Raw genomic sequence first — 23,642 nt, 5'->3', positions numbered from 1 at the left:
CAAAAAGCGTTAACGGTTTACTTGGTAATGTTGCTTCCATTACCACATATCGGGATGGCCGGACGGTTTTCGGCGGCGCCTCGGTCATGTCGGGTGCGGAAGGAAGGACAGTCGGGGCATCGATGGCCGCGAACGAAAACGAGCGGTTCGATCAGTTCGCCGCGGTTCTGATGACCGAACTGTTGGAGCGGACCAGGAAAAGCATGGAGCTGCTGGCGCCGGAGCAGCAGCCCTGCTCCAGGCTGCCCTTTGTCCAGACACCCTCCTTCGTCGAATTCTACGCCGAGCTGGTGCGGGTCGGCATCCTGCCGGTCATGCTCAGCCGCCGGCCGGTGCGGGCGATCGTCGGCGACGTCGACTGGAGCCGGGAGGGGCGCGAGTATCTGCTGACCGTCCTCGACGACCGCTCCAACGCCGTGTTCACCGCCTGGGACTACGCCTGGGATTCCCTGTGGGACGAGCGCAAGGTCGGCGCCGACAGCGCGGCGGCGAACGCCGCCAAGCCCAAGAAGGGGTTCCTCAGCTCCCTGTTCGGCCGCAAGAGCGCGCCCAAGCCGGACAGCCGTCCGGCGGAGGAGGGTGAGGGCGGGGTGATGGCCGGCCTGCACAGCATGCTGACCGAACTGGCCGGGCGGCGCGGTTTCCTGCCGCTGTTCCACGACGACGTGCGCATCCTGAAGGGCATGCCCCGCGTCAAGCCGGGGCGGCTGGCCCAGGCCTGGAAAGAGATTTCCCAGTACCATCACCAGGAATTCTACCTGTCGGAGAAGGAGCAGGCGAAGCCCGGCGTCACCTCCGACTGCCTGCAGAAATGGCATTACAACCTGCCGGACAAGATCGGCGAGTTCCTGGTCATCAAGGCCGCGGTCGATCTGGAGCATGTGACCAAGCCCTTCATCGGCAAGTACATCCGCCAGTCCGCCCGCACCCAGGAGGAGGCCGAGAAAGGCATGCCCTATCTGTCGGTCTACTGGAAGGCGATGTCGAATCCGGTGATCGTCCAGCAACAGCACAGCCTGTAGGGAGTGACGGCGATGCGCGGGACCTTGGCGGCGGCCTTCCTGATCCTGGCGACGGCGGGACCGGCCATGGCGCAGCAGGGGGCGCAGCAGGGGGGCCATCAAGGCATGCAGCAGGGGCGCCCGGCGCCCATCGACCTGTCGGCCTGCCAGACGCTGACCCGCCATCGCCCGGCGCCCGACGTCGAATACAAGCCGGGGGTCGACGTGCGCGGCCGTCCGGTGGCTCCGGCCGACCTGCCGGGCTCGGCCGCTCCCGCCATCGACCGCTTCGACATTCCGGTGACCCTGAATCTGGCGAGGCGGATGGGGCTGCATGTTCCCACCGGGGGATTGCGCGGCGACACCCAGATCGGCTGGCTGACGATGGACGGCAACCGCCTGTTCTTCAACGGCCAGCCGGTCGGCGACGCCGCCCAGGGCGAACTCTACGCCTATTGCCGGGCCCGCTGAGGGCCGGCGGACAAGCCGGGTGGACAAGCCGGGGCGTCCTTCCTTAAAGTCGCACTCCCGACAGGGCCTCCGCTCCGCCGACGGAGCGGCGCGTCCCCGCACACCCCGCACACGAGATCCAAGCCATGCGGCTGTCCAGCTTCTTCATGCCGACCCTCAAGGAGACCCCGAACGAGGCGCAGATCGTCTCGCACCGCCTGATGCTGCGGGCCGGGATGATCCGCCAGACCAGCGCCGGCATCTACGCCTGGCTGCCGCTGGGCCACCGGGTGCTGAAGAAGATCGAGCAGATCGTCCGCGAGGAGCAGAACGCGGCGGGCGCCCAGGAACTGCTGATGCCGACCATCCAGTCGGCCGACCTGTGGCGCGAGAGCGGCCGCTACGACGATTACGGCAAGGAGATGCTGCGCATCACCGACCGCCACGACCGCGACATGCTGTTCGGCCCGACGAACGAGGAGATGATCACCGACATCTTCCGCACCTTCGTGAAGAGCTACCGGCAACTGCCGCTGAACCTCTACCACATCCAGTGGAAGTTCCGGGACGAGATCCGGCCGCGCTTCGGCGTGATGCGCGGGCGCGAGTTCCTGATGAAGGACGCCTATTCCTTCGACATCGACCCGGCCAGCGCGCGCCGCGCCTACCAGAAGATGTTCCTGGCCTATCTGCGCACCTTCGCCCGCATGGGCCTGAAGGCGATCCCGATGCGCGCCGACACCGGCCCGATCGGCGGCGACCTCAGCCACGAGTTCATCATCCTGGCCGAGACCGGCGAGAGCGGAGTCTTCTGCCACAAGGACTGGATGAACCTCGACGTCCTGACGAACGCGCCGGGCTTCGACGACGACCTCCAGCCCTTCTTCGATCGCGTCACCGGCATCTACGCCGCGACCGACGAGAAGCACGACCCGGCCAACAGCCCGGTGCCGGACTCCGATCTGGTCTCGGCGCGCGGCATCGAGGTCGGCCACATCTTCAACTTCGGCACCAAATATTCCAAGCCGATGAACGCGGTGGTCGCCGGCCCCAACGGTGAATCGGTGCCGGTCGAGATGGGCTCCTACGGCATCGGCGTGTCGCGCCTGATGGGCGCCATCATCGAGGCGAGCCACGACGACAACGGCATCGTCTGGCCGGATTCCGTGGCGCCCTTCAACGTCGGCCTGATCAACCTGAAGGTCGGCGACGCCGAGACCGACCGGGTCTGCCAGGACCTCTACGCCAAGCTCCAGGCCGCCGGGCTGGACGTCGCCTACGACGACCGCGACGAGCGTCCGGGCGCCAAGTTCGCCGACATGGACCTGATCGGCGTGCCGTGGCAGCTCGTCGTCGGTCCGCGCGGGCTGAAGAGCGGCGTCGTCGAGCTGAAGCGCCGCGCCACCGGCGTGAAGGAGGAACTTTCGGTCGATAGCGCTCTGGCCAAGCTGCTGCCCTGACGATCGTATCCGCCAGTCGGGAGAAAGCGCCGGCTCAGCCCGGCGCTTTTTTTTGCCCGGCGCTTTTTTTTCGAGTCGGCGACCGTTCGGCAAGGAGCAGGGGCCGCCTTCGGTTCACTGGCCGAAAGTCCGGCCGTCCGCGCATCGCTTGTGATAATCATGAGCGGAAAACAGACTTTTTTTCCTACAACCTTTGACTCGTTCTCTTTCTGAAGAAACACTCGGTTTCGGCCTTGATCGGCCGGCGATGCGTATCGGACATACGGATGCGCCGCGCAAGATCGTTCGATTTCGAACCGAAACGGGAGACACGACCATGGGTTTCGCCTTTTCCCCCATCGAAAACCAGCGCCTCAGCTTCACGGCGTTAAGCGCCGGCACCCACGCCCTGCCCAACATCGGGCGCAATGTCCGCGTGGCCAACCTGGGGCCGTCGGACGCGCTCATCAAGTTCACTTCCTCCTTCACCTCTTCCACCGCCAACACGCTGACGATCATGGCCCGGACGGTCGAGATCTTCGACCGTCAGGCCAACGGCTTCATCACGGGCATCGGCGTGAACGGTGGCACCGTGCTGGACGTCACCACCGGCGAGGGCGAGTGACATGGCGCTGCGCGCCGTCGCTCCGCCATCATTGCGTTCCTGGGGCGTCTTCGGACTTTCGGCCAACCAGACGGTCGGGTTGGCGGTGGACAGTCCGGTTCGATTCGACACGGTGACCAGCGGAACGCTGGAGCTTGCCGGTTACGCCATCCTGCTGCCGGCCGGACGGGTGTTCCGTCTGATGGCTAGCACGGCCTTCAACTTTTCCGCCGGCGACGGAACCGCGCGGACGCTCTGGTTTCACACCGCCGGCGGGTTTGCGGTCGGAACGGGCTCGCGGCACATTCCCGGAACCAGCGGCGTCTTCATGGCGGAACAGCCGGTCAGCCATGCCATCGTCGACACAAGGACCGGAGCGGTGCCGGTGCAGTTGCGGATCAGCCAGGCCACGAGCGCCAGCGCCGTGGCCGCCGCCTTCACCTTCGCCGAGGTAATGGAGATCGGCTTAAGCGGTTGATCGAACAAAAGGCAGCCTTTGCGCCGGCCCGCAAGCTGACCTATCTTCCGGTGGCGAATCCCGGGATTGGATCCCGGCGGTTCGCCACCTTTCTCACCGCCACTTCGGCAGGCCGGAAACCCCCATGATCTTCAACGCTTTCGAACGCATGGTCGCGATGCGGTACCTCCGGGCGCGCCGCCAGGAAGGCTTCATCTCGGTCATCGCGGGATTCTCGCTGCTCGGCATCGCGCTGGGGGTGGCGACGCTCATCATCGTGATGTCGGTGATGAACGGCTTCCGGGCGGAGCTGCTCGGCCGCGTGCTCGGCCTCAACGGGCACCTGAACGTCTACAACGTCCGCGGCGGGCCGCTTCCCGACTTCGACATCCTGACCGGCAAGCTGCGCAACACGCCGGGCGTCACCAACGTCACCCCGACCGTGGAAGGGCAGGCGCTGGTCTCGGTGCGCGGGCTCGCCTCGGGCGCCGTGGTGCGCGGCGTGCGCGCGGAGGATTTCCGCGTCCGCCCGACCCTGTCGCGCAACATCGTCCGCGGCTCGGCCGAGGATTTCGGGGAGGACCGCATCGCCATCGGCAGCCGCATGGCGCAGCGGCTCGGCCTGTCGGTCGGCGACCAGCTCACCCTGATCGCGCCGCAGGGCAACGTCACCGCCTTCGGCACCGTGCCGCGCCTGCGCAGCTACCCGATCGGCGCCATCTTCGACGTCGGCATGTTCGAGTACGACAACAGCTTCGTCTTCCTGCCGCTGGAGGAGGCGCAGGCCTTCTTCCGCACCGGCGACGCGGTGTCCTCGCTGGAGGTCTTCGTTCAGGACCCGGTGCAGATCCGCGCGGCGCGCGACGCCGTGCAGTCGGTGGTCGCCGGGGTCGGGCGGGTGGTCGACTGGCAGCAGTCGAACGCCAGCTTCTTCACCGCGCTCCAGGTCGAGCGCAACGTGATGTTCCTGATCCTGTCGCTGATCATCATGGTCGCGGCCTTCAACATCATCTCCAGCCTGATCATGCTGGTGAAGGACAAGGGGCGGGACATCGCCATCCTGCGCACCATGGGCGCCACGCGCGGCATGATCATGCGCATCTTCTTCCTGTCCGGCGCCAGCGTCGGCGTGACCGGGACGCTGCTCGGGCTGGCGCTCGGCGTGTCCTTCGCGCTGAACATCGAGAGCATCCGGCAGGCGATCCAGAGCCTGACCGGCACCAACCTGTTCTCCGCCGAGATCTATTTCCTGTCGCAACTGCCGGCGCGGATCGACTGGAGCGAGGTGGTCCAGGTGACGCTGATGGCGCTCGGCCTGTCCTTCGCCGCGACGATCTACCCGTCCTGGCGCGCCGCCCGTCTCGATCCGGTGGAGGCCCTGCGCTATGAATGAGCCGATGCTGGAACTCTCCGGGATCGTCCGCCGCTTCGAACAGGGCGGCACGGTGCTCGAGGTGCTGCGCGGGGCCGAGCTGACGGTGCGCGCCGGCGAGCTGGTGGCGCTGGTCGGCCCGTCCGGCGCCGGCAAGTCGACCCTGCTTCAGATCGCCGGTCTGCTGGAGAAGCCGACCGGCGGCACCGTGCGCATCGCCGGGACCGACGTGTCGAACCTCGACGACGGCAGGCGGACCGAGGTGCGGCGGCGCTCGATCGGCTTCGTCTACCAGTTCCACCATCTGCTGCCGGAATTCTCGGCGCGGGAGAATATCGTCCTGCCGCAGATGATCGCCGGGGTGCCGAAGCGGGTCGCCAAGCAGCGCGCGGACGAGCTGCTGCGCATGGTCGGGCTGGAGGCGCGCGGCAGCCACCGCCCGGCCCGCCTGTCGGGCGGCGAGCAGCAGCGCGTCGCCATCGCCCGCGCGCTGGCCAACGCCCCCTCGCTGCTGATCGCCGACGAGCCGACCGGCAACCTCGACCCCCACACGGCGGAGAACGTCTTCGCGATGCTGACCGCCATCGTCCGGCAGGCCCGCGTCGGCGCCCTGGTGGCGACCCACAACCTCGACCTTGCGCGCCGGATGGACCGGGTGCTGGAGATGCGGGACGGGGTGCTGGTGGAGCACGCGCCGGCGCCGGAGGATGCCCGGGAGCGGGGGCGGGGAGAGGTGCAAGGGGAGGTGCAAGGGGAGGTGTAGTCCGGAATCTTTCCTCTATGCCGTTGCCGGAAAAAGGCGGCGTCACCACACTCAGCGCAACCGAACAATGGCAGGGGCTTGAGGGGATGGACCAGAGGATCATCGATCTCTACGACGAATACACCCACGCGCCGTTGCCGCGCCGGGTGTTCCTGGAGCGGCTGGCCGCGCTGGCCGGCAGCGCCGCCGCCATCCCGGCGATCCTCGCCGCCATCGAGCCGAACCACGCCCGCGCCGCCGTGGTCGAGGAAACCGACAGCCGGCTCGCCGCCGAGAAGGTGAGCTTCCAGGGAGCGACCGGCGACGTCTCCGGCTACATCGCCCGGCCCAAGCTGAGCGACAAGGCCCCGGCGGTGATCGTCATCCACGAGAACCGCGGCCTCAACGCCTATGTCGAGGACGTCACCCGCCGTCTGGCGACGGAGGGCTTCGTGGCGTTCGCCCCCGACCTGCTGTCGCCGCTGGGCGGCACGCCGTCCGACGCCGACAAGGCGCGCGACATGATCGCCCAGCTCGACGCCGACAAGACGGTCAACAACCTCGTCGCGGCGATGAGCCATCTGCTGGCCTACCGCTATTCGTCGGGCAAGGTCGGGGCGGTCGGTTTCTGCTGGGGCGGCGGCATGGTCAACCGGCTGGCGATCAAGGCGGCCGACCTGAAGGCCGGCGTCGCCTTCTACGGGCCGACCCCCGACCCGGCGCTGGTCGAGACGATCAAGGCGCCGCTGATGCTGCATTACGCCGGGCTGGACCAGCGCATCAACGCCAACGTGCCGGCCTACGACGCGGCGCTGACCAAGGCCGGGGTCGAGCACCAAGTGTTCATGTATGACGGCGTCAACCACGCCTTCCACAACGACACCTCGGCCGAGCGCTACAACAAGGAGGCTGCCGATCTGGCGTGGAAGCGCAGCGTCGAGTTCCTCAAGGCCAAGCTGACGTAGGGAAAGGTCCCTCTCCCGCCCCGGGAGAGGGCGCAGAGCCGACGGCCGCAGGCCGGACGAGCGCCGAAGGCGATCGTAGGTGACGCGCGGTCGCGAGACTTGCGAGCGACCTCGGGGCCCGCGAAGCGGGAAGGGTGAGGGGCGATCGGGCGTGCGACGGATCCATGTTCCGATAGCCCCTCACCCGGCCCTGCGGGCCACCCTCTCCCGGAACGGGAGAGGGGCGCTATCACGCCTTTGCGCGCGCCAAGGCCGGCAGCTTCAGCACCGACAGCGCCAGCCCGCAGAACACCAGCAGCCCGCCCGCCAGCTTCAGCGTGGTGAAGGTCTCGCCCAGCAGCAGGGCGCTGCTGCTCATGCCGAAGATCGGCACCAGCAGCGAGAAGGGCGCCACGAGGCTCGCCGGGTAATGGCGCATCAGGAAGCCCCAGGCGGCGAAGCCGAACAGCGTGGCGCCCGCCGCGATGTAGACCAGCGCGCCGACCCCGACCCAGGTCAGGTTGGCGAAGGCGTGGGCGATGCGGTCCGGCCCTTCGGCCAGGAAGGAGAGGGCCAGCAGCGGCAGCGGCGGAATCAGGCTGACCCACACCATCATGCGGAACAGGTCGGGCGCCTTGGCTTTCTTCATCACGATGTTGGCGAGGCCCCAGGACGCCGCCGCCGCCAGCGTCAGGAGGAGGCCGAGCAGCGAATCGCCGGTCGGCATCTCCGTGGCGATCAGCCCGATGCCGGCGAAGGCCAGCAGCATGCCGGCGATCTGCCGGGGGCCCGGCCGGTCGCCCAGCGCGAAGACGGCGAAGAGCGCCGTGAAGAAGGCTTGGCTTTGCAGGACCAGCGAGGCCAGACCCGCCGTCATCCCGACATCCATGCCGAGGAACAGCAGCGGGAACTGGACGGCGCCCAGCGGCACGCCGATGCCGATGACGTAGCGCCAGGGAATCGGCGGCCCCGCCCGCATCCCGAGCGCCAGCACCGGCAGCGAGGCCAGCATGAAGCGCAGGCTGGTGAACAGGAAGGGCGGGAGGTCGCGCAATCCCAGCTTGATCGCGACGAAGTTCACGCCCCAGACGGCGGCGACCGCCACGGCGAGCAGGATGTGAGGAAGGCGCATGATCCGACCCTAGATCGGATCGCGTAAAATCGGAATCGATTTGAAGCGTGAATCCGATCGCCAAACACAAAGCTATGGCATCGTGCGTTTCATATCAAACGCACGATGCCATAGGCGCGCCTTTCCGTTGCGTCAACGCGGGCGGACCCGTGCGCCGTGCGGGTCAGCTGTCGGCGTGCAGAATGCGGCATTCGTCCGACGCGTTGATCGCCCAGGACGACCCGTTGAGCAGCAGGGTGCCGAGTTCCCCCAGCGCGGCGCTGCGGAAGGTCACGCGGCGGTTGCGGGCGAAGGGTTCCAGCTCCTCCAGATAGGTCTTGCTGGGGATGGCGACGTAGAGGCCGCCGCCGGGAAGCCCGCGCGCGCCGAGCATTACCTTCGAGCCCTGGTCGAAGCTGGCGGTCAGGTCGTAGCGCTCGCCGGCCGTCACCGCCGCCCCGGTGCCGGTCAGGGTGAAGCCCGATTCGACGGCGGCGGTGCGGAACACCATGCCCGGTCCGCCCCTTTCCCCGGTCGGGGCGGCGGGAACCGGCGCCGTGCGCACCGCCTGGCAGTAGGTCTTGCCGCTGGCCGGCTTGTGGATGGTCACGCTCCAGCCGCGCGTCGGGGTGTTGTAGGGGGTTCCGGACGCCTCCTCCAGTCCGCGCGGGACCGGCGGAGGGGTGGGCGGGGCCACCGTCGTCTGGCAGGCCGCCAGCAGCAGCAGGGTCGCCAGCGTGGCCGGCGGCGTGGCGACCCGGGCGGCCGTTCGAGCAAGGCGCAGCCGATCCATCGCGGCATCCTCCCCAGCGTTGTTCGCGTTTCGTCTTTCTGCATACCACGAACGCGTGCGGCGGGCGACCGTGGAGGCGGAAGCGCCGGCTGTGCTAGAACCGGACCCACCCGGTCCGCCTTGCCCGCCCGCCCCCTCCCGTCCCCGATCGCCAACGGTTGCCATGCCCCACGCCGATTTCATCCATCTGCGCGTCCATTCCGCCTATTCGCTGTCGGAAGGGGCCATCAAGATGAAGGAGCTGGTGAAGCTCTGCCACAAGAAGCAGATGCCCGCCGTGGCGGTGACCGACACCGGAAACCTGTTCGGCGCGCTGGAGTTCGCGCTGGCGGCGGCCGACACCGGCGTGCAGCCGATCCTCGGCACGGTGCTCGGCATCACCCGCGTCGGCCCGGCGGCGACCAAGCCCGGCCTGCCCGGCAAGGCGGCCTCCACGCCCGACCAGCTCGTGCTGCTCTGCCAGAACGAGGAGGGCTACCGCAACCTGATGAAGCTGGTGTCCAAGGCCTTCCTGGAGTCCGACCCGCTGGCCGGCCCCCAGGTGGCGCTGGACGCGCTGGAGGGCCAGTCCGCCGGGTTGATCGCGCTGACCGGCGGCATCGGCGGCTCGCTCGGCCGGCTGCTCGGCGAGGGGCAGAAGGATCTGGCGCTGGAGGTGCTGGAGCGGCTGAAGCGGCTGTTCCCCGGCCGGCTCTACGTCGAGCTGCAACGCCATCCCGACAGCCATTTCGAGGCGCTGGAGAACGCCGTCGAGCCGGCGCTGATCGACCTCGCCTACGCCCACGGCCTGCCGCTGGTCGCCACCAACGACTGCCACTTCGCGACCGAGGACATGTACGAGGCGCACGACGCGCTGCTCTGCATCGCCGAGGGCGCCTACATCAGCCAGGACAGCCGCCGGCGCCTGACACCCCATCATTGCTTCAAGTCGGCGGAGGACATGCGGCTGCTGTTCGCCGACCTGCCGGAGGCGCTCGACAACACGCTGGCCATCGCGCGCCGCTGCTCCTTCCTGCTGAAGCCGATCAAGCCGATCCTGCCGCCCTTCGCCTGCGAGGGCGGGCGGACCGAGGACGACGAGCTGCGTGCCCAGTCGCGCGCCGGCCTGGAGGAACGGCTGGAGAAGGTCGTCTACACGCCGGAGATGACGCCGGAGCAGCGCGCCGAGACCCGCAAGACCTATTTCGAGCGGCTGGAGTTCGAGCTGGACGTCATCGTCAAGATGAAGTTCCCCGGCTATTTCCTGATCGTGTCGGACTTCATCAAATGGGCCAAGAACCACGACATCCCGGTGGGGCCGGGGCGCGGATCGGGCGCCGGCTCGGTCGTCGCCTGGGCGCTGACCATCACCGACCTCGACCCGCTGCGCTTCGGCCTGCTGTTCGAGCGCTTCCTGAATCCCGAACGCGTGTCGATGCCCGACTTCGACATCGACTTCTGCCAGGACCGCCGCGAGGAGGTCATCAAATACGTCCAGGACAAGTACGGCTACGACCGCGTCGCCCAGATCATCACCTTCGGTAAGCTCCAGGCGCGCGCCGTGCTGCGCGACGTCGGGCGCGTGTTGCAGATGCCCTACGGTCAGGTCGACAAGATCTGCAAGATGGTGCCGAACAACCCGGCCAACCCGGTCACGCTCCAGCAGGCGCTCGACAGCGAGGAGATGCTGCGCGCCGCGCGCGACGGCGACGAGACCGTCGCCCACCTGATCGACATCGCGCTGAAGCTGGAGGGGCTCTACCGCCACGCCTCGACCCACGCGGCCGGCGTGGTGATTTCCGACCGGCCGCTGCACGAACTGGTGCCGCTCTACCGCGACCCGCGCTCCGACATGCCGGTCACCCAGTTCAACATGAAGTTCGTCGAGCAGGCCGGGCTGGTGAAGTTCGACTTCCTCGGCCTGAAGACGCTGACCGTGTTGCAGACGGCGGTCAACCTGATTCCCGGCAAGCCGGACCTGACCACCGTCCCGCTGGACGACGAGAAGAGCTACCAGCTTCTCAGCCGCGCCGAGGCGACGGGCGTGTTCCAGCTCGAAAGCTCGGGCATGCGCGACGTGCTGCGCCGGCTGAAGCCGAACCGGCTGGAGGACATCATCGCGCTGGTGTCGCTCTACCGTCCCGGCCCGATGGACAACATCCCGAAATACATCCGGGTGAAGAACGGCGAGGAAAAGCCCGACTACATGCACGACAGCCTGGAGGGCATCCTGAAGGAGACCTTCGGGATCATGATCTACCAGGAGCAGGTCATGCAGATCGCGCAGGTGCTGTCCGGCTATTCGCTGGGCGGCGCCGACCTGCTGCGCCGCGCCATGGGCAAGAAGATCAAGGAGGAGATGGACGCCCAGCGGAAGATCTTCTGCGACGGCGCCGAGCAGCGCGGCGTGAAGGCGGAACTCGCCAGCCTGATCTTCGACCAGGTGATGAAGTTCGCCGGCTACGGCTTCAACAAGAGCCACGCGGCGGCCTACGCGCTGGTCGCCTACCACACCGCCTATCTGAAGGCGAACTACCCGGTCGAGTTCATGGCGGCGTCGATGACGCTTGACCTCGGCAACACCGACAAGCTGAACGTCTTCCGGCAGGAGCTGGCGCGCCTCAAGATCAAGCTGCTGACGCCGGACATCAACAGGTCGGACGCCATCTTCGGGGTCGAGCATCTCGGCGACGGGGTGAAGGCGGTGCGCTACGCCCTGGCCGCCGTCAAGGGCGTCGGCGCCCCGGCGATGAAGGCGGTGGTGGAGGAGCGGCGGAGGAACGGCCCGTACAAAAGCCTGTTCGACTTCGCCCGCCGGCTGGATCTGAAGACCATCAACAAGCGGCAGCTGGAAAACCTCGCCTGCGCCGGCGCCTTCGACGGGCTGAACCCCAACCGGGCGCAGGTCCACGCGGCGCTGGAAACCATCATCCGCTACGCCCAGGCCGAAGCGGCCGAGCGCGACAGCGGCATCGGCAACCTGTTCGGCGGCGGGGGCGGCGGGCTGCCGGAACCCGACCTCCCCAAGGTCAAGGACTGGGAGCCGCTGGAGAAGCTGAAGCACGAGTTCTCGGCCATCGGCTTCTACCTGTCGGCCCACCCGCTGGACACCTACGCCGGTCCGCTCGGCCGGATGAAGGTGGTGCGCTCGGCCGAGCTGATGGCGGCGGTGCAGCGGGGCGGCTCGACCCGCTACAAGATGGCCGGCATCGTCGTCTCCAAGAAGGAGAAGACCGCCAAGTCGGGCAACCGCTTCGCCTTCGTCGAGCTGTCGGACGCGACCGGCGGCTACGAGGTGACGCTGTTCTCGGAGGTGCTGGCGGTCAACCGCGACCTGCTGGAGCCGGGCACGCCGGTTCTGATCACGGTGGACGCCCAGCTCAACGGCGAGGAGATCCGCCTGACCTGCCAGGAGATCCGCCCGCTGGATGAGGCGGTCGCCTCGGTCAGCGCCGGCCTGCGGGTGGTGCTGCGCGATGGCGGCCCCATCGAGTCGCTGAAGTCCACGCTGGAGCGCCTGTCGCGCGGCAAGAGCAAGATCAACGTGCTGGTCGAGATCGAACCGCTGAAGGAGGTCGAGATCGAGCTTCCCGGCGCCTACGCCATCACCGCGCAGAGCCGCTCGGCCCTGAAGGCGGTGCCGGGGGTGGTGGAGGTGGCGGAGCTGTGAGCCGGTGAGCGGCCCGCCGGTCTTTGACCGCTTCGTCGCCATCGACTGGTCGGGCGCGCGGGGCCGACGCTACGCGGGCATCGCCGTGGCCGAATGCGGGCCGGGCGACGCGCCGCCGGTGCCGGTGGAAGGGCCGGGAGGCTGGTGGTCGCGGACGGCTGTGTTCGACTGGCTGCGCGCCGGGCTGGAGCGCGGGCCGGCGCTGGTCGGCATCGATTGCGCCTTCTCGCTGCCCTTCGCGGTGGCGGAACGCGGCTTTCCGGGCCGGGTGCCGACCGTCTTCGACCTGTGGGATCTGGTCGAGAGCGTCTGCGCCGGGGAGCCGGACTTCGGCGGCGCCCCCTTCGCCGAGCATGAACGGCATGGCGCCGATTTCTGGCGGGCCGGGCCGCAGCCGGACTGGTACTGCGACCCGCACCGGGCCGCCGAGCACGCCTGCCGCGCCGAGGGTTTGGGCAACCCGCAGAGCCCCTACAAGCTGATCGGCTCCAAGCAGGTGGGGAAGGGCGGGCTGGCCGGCATGCGGATGCTGCGGGCGCTGCGGATGGCGGAACCGGAGCGCGTCGCGGTGTGGCCCTTTGACGAGCCGGCGCCCGGCCGCACCGTGCTGGCCGAGATCTACCCGCGCCTGTTCCTGAAGCGCACCGGCTTCGGCCAGCGCAAGATCCGCGACGGCGCCGACGTGGACGCGGCGCTGACGCAGCTCGGGTCGCGGCCGCTGGGCTTGGCGGGGGCGGTCAGCGACCACGCGGCCGACGCGCTGGTCTCGGCGGCGGGCCTGCGCCGGCTGGCCGGTCAGCCGGAGGTCTGGGCACCGCCCGCGCTCGACGGGCGGGCGCGACGACAGGAGGGCTGGATTTTCGGGGTGGGCGCGCGGACTACCCCAGCGCCGCCAGCACCCCCGCCGTGTCCATGATCGCCGCGTACTCCCCCGACAGGTTCGCCAGCGACAGGTCGTGCACCTCCTCGGCCGTACGGTGCCGTCCCGACCAGTCGAGCCGGGCGAAGGTGAAGGTCGCGTCGCCGACCACCCGCGTGTCGTAGCCGAGGTTGCCGGCCATCCGCGCCGTCGCCTCGACGCTGTTGTTGGTGATGACCCCGGTGACGACCAGCGTGCCGATTCCGCGTTCGCGCAGCCAGCCGTCGAGGTCGGTGCCGATGAAGGCGCTGTGCACGCTCTTCCCCACCACCCGCTCGCCGGGCAGCGGCGTCGCCTCCTCCTTGAAGCCGTGCCCCGGTCCGCCGGCGCGGTAGGTCGAACCCGGCTCCGTCGAATCGTGGCGGATGTGGACCACCGTCCGCCCCGTCCGCCGCCACGCGGCCAGCAGGGCGGCGATGTTGGCCTCGGCCCGCGGGTTGTTGCGCGGCCCGACGGCGGCCCAGCGCGGGTCGTCGATGGCCCTTTGCAGATCCACCACCAGCAGGGCGGCGCTGGCGGGCAGGGTATCCGATCTTTCCATGGCAACCATCCTGCCGCCGCGTGCGCCGCGTGACAAGCGGGCGCGTTTCTGGCTCTATTCGGCCTGTTCCGTCGCCGGGAGGGTCCGTGCTCGCTTCGCCTGTCTCGCTGCTTGCGGTCGCCGTGGGCGGCGCCGCCGGATCGGTGGCGCGCTACCTGCTGATCCTGCTGGTCGGGCAATGGGTCGGCACGCGCTTTCCCTACGGGACGCTGATCGTGAACGCCTCCGGCTGCTTCGCGATGGGCGTGCTGTCGGAGCTGGCGGCGTTGGTCTGGTCGCCGTCGCCGGAACTGCGCGCGCTGGTCCTGGTCGGCGTGCTCGGCGGCTTCACCACCTTCTCCTCCTTCACCCTGGACATCGGCGTCCTGGTGGGGCGGAACGAGATGGCGGCGGCGATGGGGTATCTTCTGGCCTCGGTGGTGTTGACCATCCTGGGTTTCTTTGCCGGCCTGTGGGTCGTGCGTTCTCTTGTTCCGGTGTCCTTGTCATGACTGATTCCGCCCAGCCCGCTCCCAAGCCCGCCGCCGAAAGCCGGGTCGAAAACCGCACCGTGACGGGGGACGAGGCCGACATGCGCCTCGACCGCTGGTTCAAGCGCCACTTCCCCGACGTGAACCACAGCTATCTGCAAAAGCTGCTGCGCACCGGGCAGGTCCGCATCGACGGCAAGCGGGCCGAGACCTCCGACCGGCTGGCCGCCGGGCAGAGCGTGCGCATCCCGCCACTCGCCGACTGGGCGGCCCCGGCCAGAAGCCCGGCCCAGGCCACGGCGCCGAAGAAGCCGGCGATGTCCGACAAGCAGATCGCCGAACTCCAGGCGCTGGTGCTGTTCCGCGACGCCGACGTCATCGCCATCAACAAGCCGGCCGGTCTGGCGGTGCAGGGCGGCACCGGCACCTCCAAGCATCTCGACGCCATGCTCGACGCCCTGCGCTTCGACGGCAAGGAGCGGCCGAAGCTGGTCCACCGCCTCGACAAGGACACCTCGGGCGTGCTGCTGCTCGCCCGCACCAGCTTCGCCGCCACCAAGCTGACCGAGATGTTCCGCGGCTCGGACGTCCGCAAGACCTACTGGGCGGCGACGGTCGGCGTGCCGAAGCCCTACCAGGGCAAGATCGATCTGGCGCTGGCCAAGGAGGGCGGGCCGCACGGCGAGCGCGTCGCCGAGGCCAAGGAGGAGGGCAAGCGCGCCGTCACCTACTACACCGTGCTGGAGAACGCCGGGAAGCAGTCGGCCTTCGTCGCGATGTGGCCGCGCACCGGGCGCACCCACCAGCTCCGCGTCCACATGGCGGCGATCGGCACGCCGATCCTCGGCGACGGGAAGTACGCCGGGCAGGGCGCCTTCCTGCCGGGGGCGGAGGTGGCGAGGAAGCTGCACCTGCACGCGCGCCGGCTGATCCTGCCGCACCCGCGCGGCGGCAAGACCATCGACGTGACGGCCCCGCTGCCCGACCACATGCTGGCGACCTGGAAGTATCTCGGCTTCAGCGCCAACCTGCGCGACGACCCGTTCGAGGACGTGGAGTGAGCGGCGCCCCGGCCAGACCATCGACCGCCCCGTTGAGGCTGGCGCTGTTCGACTGCGACGGGACGCTGGTCGACAGCCAGTTCGCCATCATCGACGCGATGACCGCCGCCTGGGAGGAGCATGGCCTTGGCGTGCCCGATCCGATGGCGGTGCGCCGCATGGTCGGCTTGTCGCTGGTCGAGGCGGTCGGGCTGCTGCTGCCGGGGCGGACCCCGGACCTGCACGTCGCCGTCGCCGAAAGCTACAAGCGGGCCTTCGCCGCCAAGCGCGGCCGTGGCGAGGTGCATGAGCCGCTGTTCCCCGGCATCCTCGACACGCTGACCGCGCTGGCCGACGCCGGGGTGCTGCTCGGCGTGGCGACCGGAAAGTCGCGGCGCGGGCTGGACGCGGTGCTGAAGCTGCACGGCATCGCCGACCGTTTCGTGACCTTGCAGACCGCCGACGTCTCGCCCGGCAAGCCGAACCCCCACATGGTCCAGCGCGCGCTGGCCGAAACGGGGGCGGAGGCCGCCGGCACGGTGATGATCGGCGACACCACCTACGACATCCAGATGGCGCGCAACGCGCGGGTGGCGTCGGTCGGCGTCTCCTGGGGATACCACGCGGTGGCGGAGCTTGAGGCGGCCGGCGCCGACCGCATCGTGCATGGCGGCGTCGAGGTCGCCGGCGCGGTGCTGGATCTGTTGAAAGGCGAATGATGAAGCGTTTCTACAAGGCGGCCGGCGTCGGCGCGGCGCCGGAGGGCGGATTCCAGGTCGAGCTGGACGGCCGCCCGGTCCGCAGCCCGGCCAAGGCGCCGCTGCTTTTCCGCTCCAGGGCGCTGGCCGAGGGCGTGGCGGCGGAGTGGGAGGCGCAGGGCGACAAGATCGACGCCAACGCCATGCCGCTGATGCAGCTCGCCAGCACGGCGGTGGACCTGATTCCGGCCAAGCGCGACGGCATCGTCGACGCGGTCGCCGCCTACGCCGGGACCGATCTGCTCTGCTACCGCGCCGAGCATCCGGAAAGCCTGGTCGAGCGTCAGGCGCGGGCGTGGCAGCCGCTGCTCGACTGGGCGGCGTTGCAGTACGACGCCCCCCTGCGGGTCTGCGCCGGGCTGATGCCCCAGCCGCAGACGCCGGAAGCCCTGCGCGCCCTGCGCAGCGCGGTCGAGGGCTATGACGACTGGATGCTGGCGGCGTTGCAGACCGCGACGGGCGCCTGCGGATCGCTGGTCGTCGCGCTGGCGCTGGTCGAGGGCCGCATCGACGCCGCCGGGGCGTTCGAGGTCTCGCAGATCGACGAGACCTTCGAGATCGAGCGCTGGGGCGAGGATCCGGAAACGACCAAGCGGCGCGCCGCCCTCCGCGCCGACATCGAAGCCTGCCGGCGCTTCGTCGATCTTCTGCGGGCCTGACGCCCACAACGGAAAAGCCCCCCTTCCGACGGAAGGGGGGCTTTCCGCTTTCAGCGCTTTCGCTTCAGCGCGGGACGCCGAAGGACGCGGCTGCCCGGCGATGCCTTACTTGGCGATCGTCGTGCCGGTCGTGGTGCTGTCGGCCGGCTTGCGGGTGCGGTTCAGCGACGTCATGGTGTCGTCGTACTTGAACTCCGGCATCGCCTTCACGTCGTCGCGGCTCAGGCCGGACATGTTGAGGCGGTTGTTCTGCGCGTCCCAGTTGGCGGCGGTGTAATCGACGGCGACCTTCTTCTCGCCGATGCCGAGGAAGCCGCCCGAGCCGATGACGAGCTGCTTGGCCTGGCCGTTGCTGTCGAGGATCACGTCGTCGACCTCGCCCAGCTTGTCGTTGTCGCGGCCGTAGACGTTCTTGCCGAGCAGCTGGTCGGCGCTGGCCATCTGGCCGGCGCCCAGGGTGCTGCCCGTCGCGGCCGAGCCGGTGGCCGCCGCGCTGTCCGGCGTCGCCGTGTTCGACATCGACGAGGTCGAGCTGGACGGGTTGGCGACCGTCGGCGACGTGGTCTGCGCGAACGCCGCGCCCGAGAACAGGGCCAGGGTGGCGGTGGCGGCGATAAGAGTACGGCGCATGGGTGGCTCCTTCGTCATTGTGGACCGGATACCCGTCAACAACAGCGAAGGAAGAGGTTTGATTTCGCGCGCCGCGAACTCTTTTGGCGAGTCCCCCTCCTTAGGAGGTAACATCCCACTCCGGCACGCGGTGGGTGAGGACCGCGCCGCCGGCCGTCAGCGGGCCGCCTCCGGCCGTCTCCGCCACGTCATCGAGCCGCAGCAGGGCGAGCGCCAGCCCGTCGCGCCCGCTGCGGATCTCGCCGACGTCCTTGCCGTCGCGCGTCACCGGGGTGCCGGGCTCCGGCAGCGGCCCCTCGACGGTCACCGGGAACAGCTTCTTGCGGATCAGCGCGCGGTACTTGGTGCGGGCGGTCAGCTCCTGCCCCATGTAGCAGCCCTTGTCCCAGGCGATCGCGTTCAGCGCGTCGAGCCGGTTCTCCAGCGGGATCGACTTCTCCGGGATCAGGTCGCGGCCGCCCTCCGGCACGCCCAGTGACAGGCGCAGGCGGTCGTGGTCGGCGGCGTCGCGGCGGGTCAGCCCGGCGGTTTCCAGGGCGGCGATGCCTTCCGCCGGCAGGAACAGCCGGGCGCCGAGGGCGGACAGGCGGGGGTCGGTGAAGGCGACGCCGCCGCCGAACGGCACGGCGGCCCCCGGTTCAGCCGGCAGGCCGAGCGCCGCCAGCGCGCCCTCACCGAAGGCGACGGCGACCCGCAGCGACTCGGCGCGGTCTTCCAGCGCGATCCTGGAGCGCAGCTTGTACATCTTCAGCCGGCGCAGCAGATCGGCCCGCCGCTCCGTCTCCGGGTCGAGCAGCAGGGCGCCGCCCATGTCGACGAGCGTGAAATCGTGCAGGAACTTGCCCTGCGGGGTGAGGAACAGCGCGTAGGCCGCGTGCGCCGGGCCGACCTTGAGGACGTCGTTGGACACCAGCCCTTGCAGGAAGGCCGCCCGGTCCTCGCCGGAGACCGCCACCACGCCGCGATGCTCCAGCACCGCGTAACCCGCCCTCATGCCAACTGTCATGGCCGTCTCCACTGACCTCGTACCGAAGGGATAGTTGGGCGGATCGCTGGGGTATGGCAAGGGTGCTGACGGATCGCCGCGCCTCCATTCCCGACCCGGCGCCTCGCCTGCCGCCCAAAAGGGCATCTGCCTGACCGATGGGCAAAGGATCCGCTGTTGACGCACGGTGTGCCGACCGCGTTACTGTGTCCGATGGTGGCACGGCTTTGGCATTGCCCCGAAGGTTTTCCCTCTTTTGGATCCCTCCTCCTTGGATTCGCACGCCAAGACACCCGCCCCGGACGCCTCGCCGCCCCGACTGGAGCTGCGCGGCATCACCAAGCGCTTTCCCGGCTGTCTCGCCAACGATCATGTCGACCTCCTTCTCCGGCCGGGCGAGATCCACGCGCTGCTGGGCGAGAACGGCGCCGGCAAATCGACGCTGGTGAAGATGATCTACGGGGTGCTGCACCCCGATTCCGGCTGCCTGCTGTGGCAGGGGCGGGAGACCGTCGTCCCCGATCCGGCCGGCGCCCGGCGGCTGGGCATCGGCATGGTGTTCCAGCATTTCTCGCTGTTCGACACGCTGACGGTGGCGGAGAACATCGCGCTCGGCCTCGACGAGCCGGGCAGGATGGACGCCCTGTCGGAGCGCATCCGCACCGTCTCGGAGCGTTACGGGCTGGCGCTCGACCCCGAGCGGCACGTCTTCCACCTGTCGGTCGGCGAACGGCAGCGGGTGGAGATCGTGCGCTGCCTGTTGCAGGACCCCAGGCTGCTGATCATGGACGAGCCGACCTCGGTGCTGACGCCGCAGGAGGCCGCCAAGCTGTTCGAGACCCTGCGCCGGCTGGCGGCGGAAGGCTGCACCATCCTCTACATCTCCCACAAGCTGGAGGAGATCCGCGCGCTGTGCGACCGGGCGACGGTGCTGCGCGCCGGCCGGGTGGTCGGCGCCTGCGACCCGCGCCGCGAGACCGCGCGCGGCCTGGCCGAGATGATGATCGGCAGCGAGCTGTCGACGCCGGAACGGCTGCCGCCGGGCGAGGCGGGGGCGGCCCGGCTGGTGGTGCGGCACCTGTCCACCACCTCGGACAACCCCTTCGCCACCAGCCTGAAGGACGTCTGCTTCGAGGTGCGGGCCGGCGAGATCCTCGGCGTCGCCGGGGTCGCCGGCAACGGGCAGGCCGAGCTGATGGCGGCCCTGAGCGGCGAGGCGCTGATCGGCGACCCGCAGGCGGTGACGATCGAGGGGGTGCCGGCCGGCCATCTGGGGCCGCGCGCCCGCCGGTCGCTCGGCCTCGCCTTCGTGCCGGAGGAGCGGCTGGGCCGCGGCGCCGTGCCGGAGCTGAGCCTGTCGGAGAACGCGCTGCTGTCCGGCTACGCCCGCGAACCGCTGGTGCGCGGCGGGCTGGTGCATTTCGGCCGGGCGCGCGCCTACGCCGAGACCATCATCAAGGGCTTCAACGTCGTCGCCCACGGCCACCGGGCGGAAGCGCGGTCGCTGTCGGGCGGCAACCTCCAGAAATTCATCATCGGCCGGGAGATCCTCCAGAAGCCGAAGCTGCTGGTGGTCGGGCAGCCGACCTGGGGCGTCGACGCCGGGGCGGCGGCGGCGATCCACAAGGCGCTGATCGCGCTGGCCCGCTCGGGCGCCGCGGTGCTGGTCATCAGCCAGGATCTCGACGAGCTGTTCGTGCTGAGCGACCGCATCTCGGTGCTGTTCCACGGCCGCCTGTCGGACAGCCGGCCGACCCACGAGACCAGCGTGGAGCGCATCGGCCTGCTGATGGGCGGGCTGTTCGGCACGCCGCCGGACGAAGACGGGGAGATCGCGCGTGCGGTGTAAGGTGTCCGGCAAGGTGTTCAAGGAAATCCACGCATGAGCCTGATCCGTCTGGAACCGCGCGGGCAGGCGTCGAAGACCATGGTCTACGTCACGCCGCTGCTGGCGGTGGCGCTGACCCTGCTCAGCGGCTTCGTCCTGTTTCTTCTGCTCGGCTTCGATCCGGTGAAGGCGCTGCACGCCTTCTTCATCGATCCCGTCTCCTCCAAGCGCGGCATCGGCGAGCTGATCGTCAAGGCGACGCCGCTGGTGCTCTGCGCCGTCGGGCTCGCCATCGGCTTCCGCGCCAACGTCTGGAACATCGGGGCGGAGGGGCAGCTCACCGTCGGCGCCATCGCCGGCGGCGGTCTGGCGCTGGCCTTCTACGGCGAGGGCGGCTGGTGGCTGCTGCCGCTGATGGTGGTCGCCGGCGCCGCCGGCGGCGCCGCCTGGGCGGCGATTCCCGCCTTCCTGCGCGTCCGCTTCAACGCCAGCGAGATCCTCACCAGCCTGATGCTGACCTACGTCGCGCTGCTGCTGCTGAACTATCTGGTCCACGGCCCCTACCGCGACCCCGACGGCTTCGCCTTCCCCGAGTCGCGCCTGTTCGAGGCCGACGCGGTGATGCCGGTCCTGTGGTCGGGCACCCGCGTGCATCTCGGCACCGCCTTCGCCCTGCTCGCGGTGGCGGCCGGCTGGGTGCTGATCGCGCGGACCTTCGTCGGCTTCCAGATCAAGGTGATCGGCCTGACCCCGGCGGCGGCGGGCTACGCCGGCTTCGACCAGAAGAGGATCATCTGGCTCAGCCTGCTGCTCTCCGGCGCGCTGGCCGGCATCGCCGGCATGGGCGAGGTCGCCGGGCCGATCGGCCAGATCACCCCCAGCGTGTCGCCCGGCTACGGCTTCACCGCCATCATCGTCGCCTTCCTCGGCCGGCTGCACCCGGTCGGCATCCTGCTGGCGGCGCTGCTGATGGCGCTGTCCTTCATCGGCGGCGAGGCGGCGCAGATCGCGATGGGCCTGCCCAAGGCCATCACCGGAGTCTTCCAGGGCATGCTGCTGTTCTTCCTGCTGGCGAGCGACGTGCTGATCCGCTACCGGATCCGCTTCGGCGCGCGGAGGGCCGTGGCATGAGCGCCGAGCTGGCTCTGATCGGCCCCATCCTGGCGGCGATGTTCGCGGCGGCGACGCCGCTGCTGTTCGCGGCGCTCGGCGAGACGGTGGTCGAGAAATCCGGCGTCCTCAACCTGGGCGTCGAGGGCATGATGCTGATGGGGGCGGTCTGCGGCTTCGCCATCACGGTGAAGACCGGCTCGGCCCCGCTCGGGCTGCTGGTCGCCGCCGGCGCCGGCGCGGCGATGGGGGCGCTGTTCGGCGTGCTGACGCTGCTGCTGCTGGCCAACCAGGTGGCGACCGGGCTGGCGCTGACCCTGTTCGGCGTCGGGCTGTCGGCGCTGATCGGGCAGGGCTTCGTCGGCATCCCGCTGGAAGGGCTGCCCAAGCTGAACATCCCCGGCCTGACCGACCTGCCGGTGATCGGGCAGGCGCTGTTCGGGCAGGATCTGCTGGTCTATCTCGGCGTGCTCGCCGTGCCGCTGGTGCATCTGTTCCTCTACCGCACCCGCGCCGGTCTGGTGCTGCGCGCGGTCGGCGAGAACCACCACGCCGCCCACGCGCTCGGCTACAAGGTGATCCGCATCCGCTTCCTGGCGGTGATGTTCGGCGGCGCCATGAGCGGGCTGGGCGGCGCCTTCCTGTCGATGGACTACACGCCGATGTGGGCGGAGAACATGACCTCCGGGCGCGGCTGGATCGCGCTGGCGCTGGTCGTCTTCGCCACCTGGAAGCCGGTGCGCGTGATGCTGGGGGCGTGGCTGTTCGGCGGCGTCACCATCGCCCAGCTGCATGTGCAGGGCATGGGCATCGCCATCCCCTCGCAGCTCTTGTCGATGCTGCCTTATCTGGCTACCGTTCTCGTTCTCGTGCTGATCTCGCGGGACGTCGCCCGCATCCGCCTGAACGCGCCGGCTTGCCTGGGCAAGCTGTTTCATCCGGATTCTTGACCAAGCCGCCAAAAAACGAAACAAGACGCTGAAACCAAACACCCAAGGAGCTTTGACGTGAACAGAAGGACGATGGGCAAGACGCTTCTGGGTCTGGCCGGTGCCGCCGCCGTCGCGCTGAGCGTCGGCGTCGCGAGCGCGCAGGACAAGATGAAGGTTGGCTTCGTCTATGTCGGGCCGATCAGCGACCACGGCTACAGCTACCAGCACGACCAGGGCCGCCTCGCGGTCGAGAAGGCGCTGGGCGACAAGGTCACCACCACCTATGTCGAGAATGTGCCGGAGGGCGCCGACGCCGAGCGGGTGATCGAGCAGCTCGCCGCCAGCGGCCACAAGCTGATCTTCACCACCTCCTTCGGCTTCATGAACCCGACGCTGAAGGTGGCCCAGCGCTACCCCGACGTGAAGTTCGAGCACGCCACCGGCTACAAGCGTTCGGCCAACGTCGCCACCTACTCCGCGCGCTTCTACGAAGGCCGCACGGTGATCGGCGCCATCGTCGGCAAGATGACCAAGTCGAACATCATCGGCTATGTCGGCTCCTTCCCGATTCCCGAGGTGGTCAGCGGCATCAACGCCTTCACCATCGCGATGCGCGAGCAGAACCCGAAGGCCGAGGTCCGCGTCGTCTGGGTGAATTCCTGGTACGACCCCGGCAAGGAGGCCGAGGCCGCCAAGGCGCTGATCGACCAGGGCGCCGACGTCATCGTCCAGCACACCGACAGCCCGGCCCCCATCCAGACCGCGCAGGAGCGCGGCCTGTGGTCGGTCGGCCAAAGCTCCGACATGACCCGCTTCGGTCCGAAGTCGCACCTGACCGCCATCGTCGACGACTGGAACGGCTACTACATCGACCGCGTCAAGGCGGTGCTCGACGGCAGCTGGAAGTCGGTCGACACCTGGGGCGGCTTCAAGGACAAGATGCTGTTCCTGGCCCCCTACAACCCGGGCATCCCGGCCGACGTCGTGGCGCTGGCCGACCAGATCAAGGCCGACATCATGTCCGGCAAGCGCCATTCCTTCCAGGGCCCGGTCAAGGACCAGTCCGGCAAGGTGGTGATCCCGGAGGGCAAGACCGCCACGGACGAGCAGATCCTCAAGATGGACTGGTACGTCGAGGGCGTTCAGGGCAAGGTTCCGAAGTAAGCGGAGCGCGTGCGATGGCGGACCGGAGCCCATCCCGGTCCGCC

The 23,642-nt window shown here is 69.2% G+C and carries 23 protein-coding genes; 18 read left to right on the top strand and 5 right to left on the bottom strand.

Annotated elements, in window-relative coordinates:
• The first annotated feature begins 122 nt into the window (after window positions 1-122).
• From JN22_RS15345 to JN22_RS15310, 8 genes are all read left to right on the top strand, one after another.
• Window positions 123-1,022 carry a hypothetical protein gene (locus tag JN22_RS15345; protein ID WP_085554808.1) on the top strand — a complete coding sequence of 300 codons (900 nt, stop codon included), beginning with the start codon at window positions 123-125 and terminating at the stop codon, window positions 1,020-1,022.
• Between the two features lie 12 nt (window positions 1,023-1,034).
• Window positions 1,035-1,472, top strand: coding sequence for a hypothetical protein (locus JN22_RS15340; RefSeq protein ID WP_085554807.1), 438 nt, complete (start codon window positions 1,035-1,037; stop codon window positions 1,470-1,472).
• Window positions 1,473-1,597: 125 nt separating this feature from the next.
• Complete coding sequence (proS, locus tag JN22_RS15335) at window positions 1,598-2,911, top strand: proline--tRNA ligase (RefSeq protein WP_085554806.1); 1,314 nt, start codon at window positions 1,598-1,600, stop codon at window positions 2,909-2,911.
• A gap of 316 nt (window positions 2,912-3,227) precedes the next feature.
• Entirely contained in the window at window positions 3,228-3,515 is a 288-nt protein-coding gene (locus tag JN22_RS15330) for a hypothetical protein (RefSeq protein ID WP_085554805.1), read from the top strand.
• Between the two features lies 1 nt (window position 3,516).
• Window positions 3,517-3,972, top strand: coding sequence for a hypothetical protein (locus JN22_RS15325; RefSeq protein ID WP_085554804.1), 456 nt, complete (start codon window positions 3,517-3,519; stop codon window positions 3,970-3,972).
• Window positions 3,973-4,096: 124 nt separating this feature from the next.
• The gene (locus JN22_RS15320) at window positions 4,097-5,344 is read left to right on the top strand and encodes a lipoprotein-releasing ABC transporter permease subunit (RefSeq protein ID WP_085554803.1); all 1,248 of its coding nucleotides are present in this window, start codon (window positions 4,097-4,099) and stop codon (window positions 5,342-5,344) included.
• Complete coding sequence (locus JN22_RS15315) at window positions 5,337-6,086, top strand: ABC transporter ATP-binding protein (RefSeq protein ID WP_179166168.1); 750 nt, start codon at window positions 5,337-5,339, stop codon at window positions 6,084-6,086. Before JN22_RS15320 ends, JN22_RS15315 begins: the two co-directional genes overlap by 8 nt.
• Before the next feature lie 86 nt (window positions 6,087-6,172).
• Window positions 6,173-7,030, top strand: a complete 858-nt coding sequence (locus JN22_RS15310) for a dienelactone hydrolase family protein (RefSeq protein WP_085554801.1) — start codon at window positions 6,173-6,175, stop codon at window positions 7,028-7,030.
• A gap of 229 nt (window positions 7,031-7,259) precedes the next feature.
• Here JN22_RS15310 and JN22_RS15305 read toward each other — a convergent pair whose 3' ends face one another.
• Both JN22_RS15305 and JN22_RS15300 read right to left on the bottom strand, forming a co-directional pair.
• Window positions 7,260-8,141 carry an EamA family transporter gene (locus JN22_RS15305; protein WP_085554800.1) on the bottom strand — a complete coding sequence of 294 codons (882 nt, stop codon included), beginning with the start codon at window positions 8,139-8,141 and terminating at the stop codon, window positions 7,260-7,262.
• Window positions 8,142-8,304: 163 nt separating this feature from the next.
• Window positions 8,305-8,913 (bottom strand): hypothetical protein, encoded by a 609-nt coding sequence (locus tag JN22_RS15300; RefSeq protein ID WP_085554799.1) that lies wholly within the window; start codon window positions 8,911-8,913, stop codon window positions 8,305-8,307.
• A 163-nt stretch (window positions 8,914-9,076) separates the two neighbouring features.
• Here JN22_RS15300 and dnaE point away from each other — a divergent pair, with 163 nt between their 5' ends.
• Both dnaE and JN22_RS15290 read left to right on the top strand, forming a co-directional pair.
• Window positions 9,077-12,562: a DNA polymerase III subunit alpha gene (dnaE, locus tag JN22_RS15295; RefSeq protein ID WP_085554798.1), complete on the top strand. Its 3,486-nt coding sequence runs from the start codon at window positions 9,077-9,079 to the stop codon at window positions 12,560-12,562.
• 4 nt (window positions 12,563-12,566) lie between these two features.
• Window positions 12,567-13,478 carry a hypothetical protein gene (locus JN22_RS15290; RefSeq protein ID WP_085554797.1) on the top strand — a complete coding sequence of 304 codons (912 nt, stop codon included), beginning with the start codon at window positions 12,567-12,569 and terminating at the stop codon, window positions 13,476-13,478.
• Here the strand turns inward: JN22_RS15290 and JN22_RS15285 are convergent.
• Window positions 13,441-14,022, bottom strand: coding sequence for a cysteine hydrolase family protein (locus JN22_RS15285; protein ID WP_085554796.1), 582 nt, complete (start codon window positions 14,020-14,022; stop codon window positions 13,441-13,443). The two genes, JN22_RS15290 and JN22_RS15285, sit on opposite strands and share 38 nt — an antisense overlap.
• A gap of 86 nt (window positions 14,023-14,108) precedes the next feature.
• On the opposite strand from JN22_RS15285, the gene crcB reads away from it, so the two are divergent.
• Genes crcB through JN22_RS15265 form a run of 4 tightly spaced genes read left to right on the top strand, consistent with a single transcriptional unit; the run spans window position 14,109 to window position 16,949 of the window.
• On the top strand, window positions 14,109-14,513 hold the full coding sequence (gene crcB, locus JN22_RS15280; RefSeq protein WP_085554795.1) for a fluoride efflux transporter CrcB: 405 nt from the start codon (window positions 14,109-14,111) through the stop codon (window positions 14,511-14,513).
• Window positions 14,510-15,553, top strand: coding sequence for an RluA family pseudouridine synthase (locus JN22_RS15275; RefSeq protein WP_085554794.1), 1,044 nt, complete (start codon window positions 14,510-14,512; stop codon window positions 15,551-15,553). The genes crcB and JN22_RS15275 overlap by 4 nt, the downstream gene beginning before the upstream one ends.
• The gene (locus tag JN22_RS15270; RefSeq protein WP_223677745.1) at window positions 15,550-16,251 is read left to right on the top strand and encodes an HAD-IA family hydrolase; all 702 of its coding nucleotides are present in this window, start codon (window positions 15,550-15,552) and stop codon (window positions 16,249-16,251) included. The genes JN22_RS15275 and JN22_RS15270 overlap by 4 nt, the downstream gene beginning before the upstream one ends.
• On the top strand, window positions 16,251-16,949 hold the full coding sequence (locus JN22_RS15265) for an ATP12 family chaperone protein (protein WP_085554792.1): 699 nt from the start codon (window positions 16,251-16,253) through the stop codon (window positions 16,947-16,949). The genes JN22_RS15270 and JN22_RS15265 overlap by 1 nt, the downstream gene beginning before the upstream one ends.
• Window positions 16,950-17,054: 105 nt before the next feature.
• On the opposite strand, the gene JN22_RS15260 is transcribed toward JN22_RS15265, so the two are convergent.
• Window positions 17,055-17,579, bottom strand: coding sequence for a PRC-barrel domain-containing protein (locus JN22_RS15260; RefSeq protein WP_085554791.1), 525 nt, complete (start codon window positions 17,577-17,579; stop codon window positions 17,055-17,057).
• 100 nt (window positions 17,580-17,679) lie between these two features.
• Window positions 17,680-18,585 (bottom strand): CAF17-like 4Fe-4S cluster assembly/insertion protein YgfZ, encoded by a 906-nt coding sequence (gene ygfZ, locus JN22_RS15255; RefSeq protein ID WP_223677744.1) that lies wholly within the window; start codon window positions 18,583-18,585, stop codon window positions 17,680-17,682.
• A gap of 250 nt (window positions 18,586-18,835) precedes the next feature.
• Between ygfZ and JN22_RS15250 the strand changes: the two genes are divergently transcribed.
• The 4 genes from JN22_RS15250 (at window position 18,836) to JN22_RS15235 (ending at window position 23,598) form a co-directional block, all read left to right on the top strand.
• Window positions 18,836-20,413 carry an ABC transporter ATP-binding protein gene (locus tag JN22_RS15250; RefSeq protein WP_085554789.1) on the top strand — a complete coding sequence of 526 codons (1,578 nt, stop codon included), beginning with the start codon at window positions 18,836-18,838 and terminating at the stop codon, window positions 20,411-20,413.
• A 33-nt stretch (window positions 20,414-20,446) separates the two neighbouring features.
• Window positions 20,447-21,523, top strand: a complete 1,077-nt coding sequence (locus tag JN22_RS15245; RefSeq protein WP_085554788.1) for an ABC transporter permease — start codon at window positions 20,447-20,449, stop codon at window positions 21,521-21,523.
• Entirely contained in the window at window positions 21,520-22,452 is a 933-nt protein-coding gene (locus JN22_RS15240) for an ABC transporter permease (protein ID WP_085554787.1), read from the top strand. Before JN22_RS15245 ends, JN22_RS15240 begins: the two co-directional genes overlap by 4 nt.
• A 72-nt stretch (window positions 22,453-22,524) precedes the next feature.
• Complete coding sequence (locus tag JN22_RS15235; RefSeq protein WP_085554786.1) at window positions 22,525-23,598, top strand: BMP family ABC transporter substrate-binding protein; 1,074 nt, start codon at window positions 22,525-22,527, stop codon at window positions 23,596-23,598.
• Window positions 23,599-23,642 lie beyond the last annotated feature (44 nt).

The organism is Azospirillum agricola (assembly GCF_020005195.1).
Classification (GTDB): Bacteria; Pseudomonadota; Alphaproteobacteria; order Azospirillales; family Azospirillaceae; genus Azospirillum; species Azospirillum agricola.
Note: the sequence above shows the minus strand (reverse complement) of the source record. Positions and strands in the feature narration are given on the sequence as shown.

What these genes read in the sequence shown, in the direction of transcription:
- proS (WP_085554806.1), top strand. Translation starts at nt 1,598, where the DNA reads ATGCGGCTGTCCAGCTTCTTCATGCCGACCCTCAAGGAGACCCCGAAC.
- JN22_RS15310 (WP_085554801.1), top strand. Translation starts at nt 6,173, where the DNA reads ATGGACCAGAGGATCATCGATCTCTACGACGAATACACCCACGCGCCG.
- JN22_RS15285 (WP_085554796.1), bottom strand. Translation starts at nt 14,022, where the DNA reads ATGGAAAGATCGGATACCCTGCCCGCCAGCGCCGCCCTGCTGGTGGTG.
- JN22_RS15325 (WP_085554804.1), top strand. Translation starts at nt 3,517, where the DNA reads ATGGCGCTGCGCGCCGTCGCTCCGCCATCATTGCGTTCCTGGGGCGTC.
- JN22_RS15275 (WP_085554794.1), top strand. Translation starts at nt 14,510, where the DNA reads ATGACTGATTCCGCCCAGCCCGCTCCCAAGCCCGCCGCCGAAAGCCGG.
- JN22_RS15340 (WP_085554807.1), top strand. Translation starts at nt 1,035, where the DNA reads ATGCGCGGGACCTTGGCGGCGGCCTTCCTGATCCTGGCGACGGCGGGA.
- JN22_RS15315 (WP_179166168.1), top strand. Translation starts at nt 5,337, where the DNA reads ATGAATGAGCCGATGCTGGAACTCTCCGGGATCGTCCGCCGCTTCGAA.
- ygfZ (WP_223677744.1), bottom strand. Translation starts at nt 18,585, where the DNA reads ATGACAGTTGGCATGAGGGCGGGTTACGCGGTGCTGGAGCATCGCGGC.
- JN22_RS15330 (WP_085554805.1), top strand. Translation starts at nt 3,228, where the DNA reads ATGGGTTTCGCCTTTTCCCCCATCGAAAACCAGCGCCTCAGCTTCACG.
- JN22_RS15305 (WP_085554800.1), bottom strand. Translation starts at nt 8,141, where the DNA reads ATGCGCCTTCCTCACATCCTGCTCGCCGTGGCGGTCGCCGCCGTCTGG.
- JN22_RS15260 (WP_085554791.1), bottom strand. Translation starts at nt 17,579, where the DNA reads ATGCGCCGTACTCTTATCGCCGCCACCGCCACCCTGGCCCTGTTCTCG.
- JN22_RS15265 (WP_085554792.1), top strand. Translation starts at nt 16,251, where the DNA reads ATGAAGCGTTTCTACAAGGCGGCCGGCGTCGGCGCGGCGCCGGAGGGC.
- JN22_RS15245 (WP_085554788.1), top strand. Translation starts at nt 20,447, where the DNA reads ATGAGCCTGATCCGTCTGGAACCGCGCGGGCAGGCGTCGAAGACCATG.
- JN22_RS15235 (WP_085554786.1), top strand. Translation starts at nt 22,525, where the DNA reads ATGGGCAAGACGCTTCTGGGTCTGGCCGGTGCCGCCGCCGTCGCGCTG.
- JN22_RS15320 (WP_085554803.1), top strand. Translation starts at nt 4,097, where the DNA reads ATGATCTTCAACGCTTTCGAACGCATGGTCGCGATGCGGTACCTCCGG.
- JN22_RS15300 (WP_085554799.1), bottom strand. Translation starts at nt 8,913, where the DNA reads ATGGATCGGCTGCGCCTTGCTCGAACGGCCGCCCGGGTCGCCACGCCG.
- JN22_RS15240 (WP_085554787.1), top strand. Translation starts at nt 21,520, where the DNA reads ATGAGCGCCGAGCTGGCTCTGATCGGCCCCATCCTGGCGGCGATGTTC.
- JN22_RS15345 (WP_085554808.1), top strand. Translation starts at nt 123, where the DNA reads ATGGCCGCGAACGAAAACGAGCGGTTCGATCAGTTCGCCGCGGTTCTG.
- dnaE (WP_085554798.1), top strand. Translation starts at nt 9,077, where the DNA reads ATGCCCCACGCCGATTTCATCCATCTGCGCGTCCATTCCGCCTATTCG.